6 protein-coding genes and 1 pseudogene are annotated in these 6870 nt (G+C 60.8%); 6 read left to right on the forward strand and 1 reads right to left on the reverse strand.

Annotated elements, in window-relative coordinates:
• The 6 genes and pseudogenes from BG842_RS27375 to BG842_RS08685 form a co-directional block, all read left to right on the forward strand.
• A pseudogene (locus tag BG842_RS27375) lies at positions 1–348 on the forward strand (isocitrate lyase); the annotation flags it as partial.
• 36 nt (positions 349–384) lie between these two features.
• The gene (gene aceB, locus BG842_RS08665; protein WP_069450461.1) at positions 385–1686 is read left to right on the forward strand and encodes a malate synthase AceB; all 1302 of its coding nucleotides are present in this window, start codon (positions 385–387) and stop codon (positions 1684–1686) included.
• A 600-nt stretch (positions 1687–2286) separates the two neighbouring features.
• The gene (locus tag BG842_RS08670; RefSeq protein ID WP_069450456.1) at positions 2287–2889 is read left to right on the forward strand and encodes a DUF6230 family protein; all 603 of its coding nucleotides are present in this window, start codon (positions 2287–2289) and stop codon (positions 2887–2889) included.
• A gap of 29 nt (positions 2890–2918) precedes the next feature.
• Entirely contained in the window at positions 2919–3320 is a 402-nt protein-coding gene (locus BG842_RS08675; protein WP_254663002.1) for a DUF6114 domain-containing protein, read from the forward strand.
• Between the two features lie 134 nt (positions 3321–3454).
• Positions 3455–4087: a helix-turn-helix domain-containing protein gene (locus tag BG842_RS08680; RefSeq protein WP_069450458.1), complete on the forward strand. Its 633-nt coding sequence runs from the start codon at positions 3455–3457 to the stop codon at positions 4085–4087.
• Positions 4088–4200: 113 nt separating this feature from the next.
• The gene (locus BG842_RS08685) at positions 4201–5523 is read left to right on the forward strand and encodes a hypothetical protein (protein WP_069450459.1); all 1323 of its coding nucleotides are present in this window, start codon (positions 4201–4203) and stop codon (positions 5521–5523) included.
• 115 nt (positions 5524–5638) lie between these two features.
• Here BG842_RS08685 and BG842_RS08690 read toward each other — a convergent pair whose 3' ends face one another.
• The gene (locus BG842_RS08690) at positions 5639–6628 is read right to left on the reverse strand and encodes a hypothetical protein (protein ID WP_069450460.1); all 990 of its coding nucleotides are present in this window, start codon (positions 6626–6628) and stop codon (positions 5639–5641) included.
• Positions 6629–6870: the final 242 nt, after the last annotated feature.

A 6870-nucleotide genomic window follows, 5' to 3' on the forward strand; every position in this document is an offset into this window, starting at 1 on the left:
AACTACTCCTCGTCGTTCGCGTGGTCGGAGGAGGAAGACCCGCTCACCTTCGAGGAACTGGGCAACCTCGGCTACAAGTACATCTTCATCACGCTGTTCGCGCTCCACTCCGGCGCACACAGCGTTTACGAGGACTTCGAACGTCTCGCCGAAGACGACGAACGCGCGCAGTTCGACCTCGAAGGCCGCTACCTCGGCCACCCGACCGAATCGCACCACGAACTCTCGTTCGTGAGCCGGTATCAGGACATCGAGACGCAGTTCGACCCCGAGGCCCGCGAGCGCATCGAGGAGTCGGAAGGGTTCTCGGAGGACGAGTCGACCCCGATAACGTCGGACTCGACGGAAGAGGAACCGCTCGCCTCCGAGGGGGAGACGACTGAGATGAGCGCGAGACGGCGACACGACCGCGAGTTCGTGCGGACGTTCTTCACCTCGCCGACGGCGGTGGAGGGCGAGGACGACTCCGCCAAGATGATCCGGAGCGCGGCCCAGCTCCAAGGCATGCAGGCACCGGACGTGTGGGTGCCCGACAACGAGGATGCGACGGCCCCGTCGATGCGCGACGAGGGTGCCGACAACATCGTCGAAGTGGTGTCCGAACACGGGGCCGATTTCCCCGGCGAAATCCACCCCCGAATCGTCTGGCATCGGGACAGCCCCGAAACGCGATATCGGTGCTTTCAGCACCTGCTCCGAATCGCGGACCCCGAGAAGGGAGCCATCGAGCACATCGACGGGTTCGTGATTCCCGAGGTCGGCGGCATCGACGACTGGAAGAAGGCAGACGAGTTCATCACCATCGTCGAGAACGAGTACGGCCTCGAAGAGGGCAGCCTCGCAATGTCGGTCATCGTCGAGAGTGCGGCGGCGGAACTGGCGATGGGTGACCTCCGCGAGGAGATGGGCAAGCCCGACAACAACCTCGAACGCCTGTTCTTGCTCGTGAACGGCGAGGTGGACTACACCAAGGACATGCGCGCGATGACGCCCACCGGCGGCCTGCCCCCGTGGGCGGAACTGCGCCACAACACGTCCCGCGGCGCGAGCGCCGCCGGTCTCATCGCCGTCGATGGGCCGTACGACGACATCCGGGACGTGGAGGGGTACAACGAGCGGATGGAGGACAACCGGGCCAAGGGGATGATCGGCATCTGGTCGCTCACCCCCGGACAAGTCGTCGAGGCGAACAAGGCTCCGCTCCCGCCGGAGACCGGCCGCTGGCTGCTCGACACGGGCGACGGCACGACGGAACTCGAATCGGAGGACGGCACCCAGTTCTACGACGGCGAGCGGATCGGACTGGACGAAACCGAGACGGGCTACAGCCTCCGGGTCGGCGGCGACGAGCGCGACCTCGGCGAAGACGAGTTGCGCGAGGAACTGCTCGACATGACCGAGTACGTCCCGAGCATGGACGACATCGTGGACTCGATGGAGGAGTTCGAAGCGGCCAAGGAAGCGGGGACGGGCGCTATTTCGATGACGCAGACGGCGACGGTCGTCATCGACGGCATCGAAATCGACATCAGCAAGGATCGGATGTGGGACGAGGCGACCTATCAGGCCGCGATGACGCCCGTCTCCCTGTTCCAAGACGTGTACGAGAACCGCCCGGACCAACGCGAGGCGCTGGCGGAACTGTACGGCGAGAGCGTCGTCGAACGCGCGATGAACGTCGGGTGACGGAGCGAGAGGAGACGCGACGGATGACGGAGCAGGAGTAGACGACCAGACGGGAGACGGAGCGACTCGAATCACACCTCTTCGCGGACGAACGGACGGCATCGCAGACGATGCCACAACAGTAATTATTAATAGTGAAGAAAACGACGAGGCAATCGGAATCCATGTACAGAATACAGTGTGAATCCTGCGGACAGATCGGTTTCCACCCATCACGCATCGGCGCGGAATCGCGGGCTGAGTCGCACGTCGACGAAACCGACCACGGTTGTTCCATCGAACCGATGTAGGTCGCGTGAACCCGTAGGTACCGAAACGAGACGAAAGCGCTCTTTTTCTCACGCGTTACGACTGAACGGACGACGGACAGACGGCGCGGTGCGAAATCCGCGACGAGACACGGATGACCGACGGGAGACGGTCCGTTTCCGCCTCCGGGAACGGTACCGAACCGCGGTATCTGTCCGACACCATAAGTAATAAAATTTTGAATTGCATATCTCTCTCATAGTAAATTTATTGATTTAAAATCCTCCCCTTGTATATTCCCGGGTAAAACCGCGCCAACCCTTAATGTAATAAATGATCGTTGGTATGTGTATGGCAATCAATACCAGAAAGTTTGCTATCGTGATCGTCGCGGCATTGGTGCTTCAAGCCGGAACCGTCGGCGCGGTCATGGCAGGTGGCGTCGCCATCGCGGTGCCCACGGCCGGAGTGGGCGGGTTCACGGTGACGTTCGACCAGTTACAGGGTCAAGGGTTCACACAGTACGCGTCGCTGGAGAACTCCAGCGAATGCGGGACGTATCCGTCGGCGGTCGCAAAGATCGACAAAGGGGAGATAACGGGACTGAAGATGTACAAGGACGTCGAAGTTCCCGATGGGATGCCCGGCGGTGGTAACACCATCCGTCTCATGATCAGTTCCGATAAGGCGGTGAAGTTCTCGGGAATGACCCAGAAGTTCACCTATTTACGGGGGAACCTCAAGATGAAGAGCCAGAAGACGACGTCCGAACCGGGTACCGTGAAGAGTTCGTTCTCGCTCTCGGCACCCACCATCGTCATCGACGACGGGGAGATACGGGCACAAAGTCAGTTCCTGCGGAGTATCACGCTCTCCGGAGCGCACGTCAAGACGGTCGTGAACCCCGAGAACGAGACGAGTTTCCCGACGAGCCAGTGTGCGGCAGGAGCGTAAACTGAACCGAACGATTGGAGGAACACGACATGTCCACACACACATCACAGCTCACATCGTACCGCTCGAACTTCGCGTCGTGGCGACACGAACGACCATTCTGGGGAGCGCTCCTCGTCATCCTCGCCGGACTCGTCATCGGCATCATCCCGGCACAGCTGGCCATGACCTTCGCGCTCGTTCCGAGTACGTTCATGTTCGCGGGGTTGGTGTTCGCCGTCTTCGTCTTCCTCTGTGGCGTCTTCGCCCTTCTGCGCCCGGAGTTAGCCGAGTTCTTCGGTGCCGCGGGAATACTGCTGTCGGTCGCATCGATTTTCGGGGCGCTCGGCGGATTCGGCGTGGGAATGTTGCTCGGAACGGTCGGCGGTGCCCTCTGTGTCGCATGGGAACGACCGGAACTCGACACGGACGAGGCGGCAACAGGAGCGTGACATCGGGGGGTCCGACCGTCCGTTTTCCCCGTGCTATCGGACACCGGACACCGTTTAATAGATAAATAATTATGTATATTCGGGAGATGAGTGCGTGTTAGAATCGGATGATGAGATTTCTAACGCTCAAATTAGTGCTCGACGGTCGGGGCATCCATCCGGTCGGAGATGTCATCGCGGCGCGGGCCGACGTGACGCGGGACCAACTCCTCCACGTCAATTCCATCTTCAACGGCGGCGGCGTCCTCCTCTATCGACTTCGGGGGAACTCGGACGGACTCGTGGAGGATTTGGACGCACACGAATCCGTGTTGGCCTACGATATCCTCGACGTCCACGACGGGTCGTTCCATATCTACATCTACGTCGAAGCCGGTGAACCGGCGGGGACGCTCATGTACGTCGTCGAGAAGTACGCGCTCATCATCGACACGCCGCTCATGTACACCGACTCCGGAGACATCCTCGCAACCGTCGTCGGGACGCAGGAGATGATACAGCGAGCGTTCCGCGAACTACCGCAGCGAATCGACATTCGCGTCGAACAGACCGGAGAGTACGCACCGGACTCCGACCACCTGTTCTCCGGACTGACTGACCGACAGCGCGAAGTGCTCGAAACCGCCGTCAAACACGGGTACTATCAGATACCGCGACAGGCCACTCACGCGGACATCGCGGAACGACTGGAATGTGCACCGAGTACCGTGGACGAACACCTTCGAAAGGCCGAAGCGCACCTCTTTTCCACCCTTTTCGGACGGTGAGAGTGACGTCCGTCGCAGACGCGACGGCATATAAATAACCGTGTATTACGGCGGGAATAAATATGCAGCTGAAACGGTATGGTAGAGATAACCACAATCGACAGTGATATTCGATGGAACATCGAGCCATCCTCGCCGTCGCCTTCTGTCTCGTGGTCGCCTCGACCGCGCCGACAGCAGCGACACGGCATGAACGACCGGGAATACCAGAACAGCAGACGCAGCCGGGTGCGACACACTGCTTCCGGGACGTTACGTTCCGGAACACGACGTTTCCCGCATTCGGCCAGAACGCTCGAAACCTCCACGTCGAGGAGGCGATGTCCGGGGCCCTCGACGGGGGAACGAGCGACGGTGCACTCTCTGTCGATATCGCTCGGATGCACGCCGAGAGGATTTGTATCGGGGCGAAATCCACGGATGACGGCGCGAGCGTTCGGTTGACGTTTCACGACGCGGTGTTGAAAAAGACGATGCTCCAGGGGGCCGAGATGCGTTTCGAACGGGCGACGGCCGATTCGATATCGTTCCGCGTTCCGAAGCGCATCGGCGATCGGTTCCTCGACCAGTTGGGAGGGAATACGACGAACGATGGAGGCGACGACACCGGCGCGACACCGACTCCGGCCGATGATCCGGTCGGAGACGAGAATCGGTCGGGCGGACCCGACGTTGGCGACAGACCGCGAGACGTCGGGGACGTGGTGAACGACACCGTGGGCGAGAGCGGAGACGTCGATAACCGAACGGACGACACTGGGGACACCACGAAGCGGGCCGGGGATGGAGTCGATAACGTCACGGACGGGGCAAAGAACGCATCGGACAACCTCACGGATCACCTGAACGACACCACGGGGAACGTCACGGACGGCGTGGACGAGGGAACGGATACGGTCGATAACACGACCGACGAAATTACGAACCGCGTGGATAACACGACCGACGGCGTGGACGGGGGGACGGATACCGTAAACGACACGACACGCGACGTCACGGACGGCGTGGATGACGTCACGGATGCGGTGGACGACACGACACGCGACGTCTCGAACGGAGTCGATGACGGAACGGATACGGTCGATAACGCGTCGAATTCAGTCACGAGCGGGGTTGACGAGACCACGGATTCGGTCACTGACGGTATCGACAACGCGACGGAGCAGGTGGCTGGAAGCTCGGATACGGTCACGGACGGAGTAAACGAGACGACCGAGGTACTCGACGACAGTGCCGAGAACACGACGGACGGCGTCACGACGGCGGTCAGTAATACGACCGCCATCGTCGACGACACGGCGAATACCACGACCGGACTCGTCCAAAACGCCTCGACTGCCGTCGGCGGAATCGTCGGCAACGCAACTGACACGAGCACCGTCACGACGGGAACGACGAACGGAACCGACGGTTCGGACGATGGGTCGCTGTTGTAGCGGTCCGACGTTCGGTCGATGACGGCGTTCTGACCGCGACGCTTCGGGGGACGGCGCGCTCGGTGAGCGCCCATCGTTGCTTCAACGTCGTCGAAAATGTCCGGACGTCCGGCGATTACCCGTTCTGTGGTTTGAAGATGTCGGCGAGCCGCCCGACGAAGGAATTGCTGGCGCGCTCGTCGGCGACGACCTCGTACTCGCGTTTCAGGGCGTCGTCGTTCGTCAACCGAAGCACCGTCAAGTCGTCGTCCGAGAGGAGGCTCCCGGCGCGTTCGCCGACTATCTCCCCGGACGTGGTGACGAGTGTCGCACGCGCGCCGACGTCCGCCGCGAGCGACGTCAGGGCGGCGATATCGTTCTCGTCCGGGCGTTCGTGAATCGCCGCGATGACCCGGTCGTTGAGCAGGTCGTCGCGCGCGTAGACGTGAACCGGTACCTCCTCGCCCGCGCCGTCGGTGACGACGGTATCGATTTCGGTGCGGAGCTGTCGTTCCTCGAACGCCTCGGCGACCGACTGCCGGGCGGTCAGTTGCTCGTCGACCCAGTGGGCACCGCCCTCGCTCAGGAAGTAGCGATACAGCACCCGCTCGATGGTTTGCAGCGGGTCCGAGACGTAGAAGCAGTCCCGGCATCGAAGCCGGTGTTTCGGCGTCTCGAACACCTCGTCACAGTCCTCGCAGACGTGCGCGGCGTTCGCTTCGAGGTGTTTCAACGACTCCAGTTCGGTGTCGCAGTTCGGACAGACGATGACGTCGTCGCCGACGAACTGCTCGCGCATCCCCTCGTAACCGCAGTCGGGGTGTCGGTATCTGTCCGTCCGAATCGTCTGTGGCGATTCACACGACGGGCAGGCCGTGGTGTACTGCATCCCCTTCGCCTCGCAGCGGGGGCAGATGTACTGTTTTTCCTGAAACTCGCGGTGGAGAAGGTCTCGTTCGGCCAGCGTTTCCAGCACTTCGAAGGTTTGACCGTCGCTGTCGTCGAGATATTCGGTCGCATCGGGGTACGTCACCAACCCCGTCTCGATGTCGAGTATCGGTCGAACCTCGTCGAGTGACCCCTCCCGGAGGGCGGCCAGCAGTCGGACTGTTCCCGGTGAAGCCATGACCAATCATAACAATAGCCATCTATTTAATCATCTCCCAAACCATAACTATACTTTTGTAATTATCGAGAGAATTCCATGACGATTTACACGCGACGTTTTGATACGGTGGTCAGAACCTCCTTTTTACTCCCTCCAGTGGTATGTAGTAGCTCACCGACGAGCGACCCGCGACCAAAGGGGCGGAAATAGAGGGGAAAACAGATGAAAACCACACTTCAGCTCGATACCGAAGCGACGAA

This window comes from Haladaptatus sp. W1, assembly GCF_001723155.1.
Classification (GTDB): domain Archaea; phylum Halobacteriota; class Halobacteria; order Halobacteriales; family Haladaptataceae; genus Haladaptatus; species Haladaptatus paucihalophilus.

Bases quoted from the DNA above. Each gene is read 5' to 3' on its own strand.
- aceB (WP_069450461.1), top strand. From the start codon at position 385: ATGAGCGCGAGACGGCGACACGACCGCGAGTTCGTGCGGACGTTCTTC.
- BG842_RS08670 (WP_069450456.1), top strand. From the start codon at position 2,287: ATGGCAATCAATACCAGAAAGTTTGCTATCGTGATCGTCGCGGCATTG.
- BG842_RS08675 (WP_254663002.1), top strand. From the start codon at position 2,919: ATGTCCACACACACATCACAGCTCACATCGTACCGCTCGAACTTCGCG.
- BG842_RS08685 (WP_069450459.1), top strand. From the start codon at position 4,201: ATGGAACATCGAGCCATCCTCGCCGTCGCCTTCTGTCTCGTGGTCGCC.
- BG842_RS08690 (WP_069450460.1), bottom strand. From the start codon at position 6,628: ATGGCTTCACCGGGAACAGTCCGACTGCTGGCCGCCCTCCGGGAGGGG.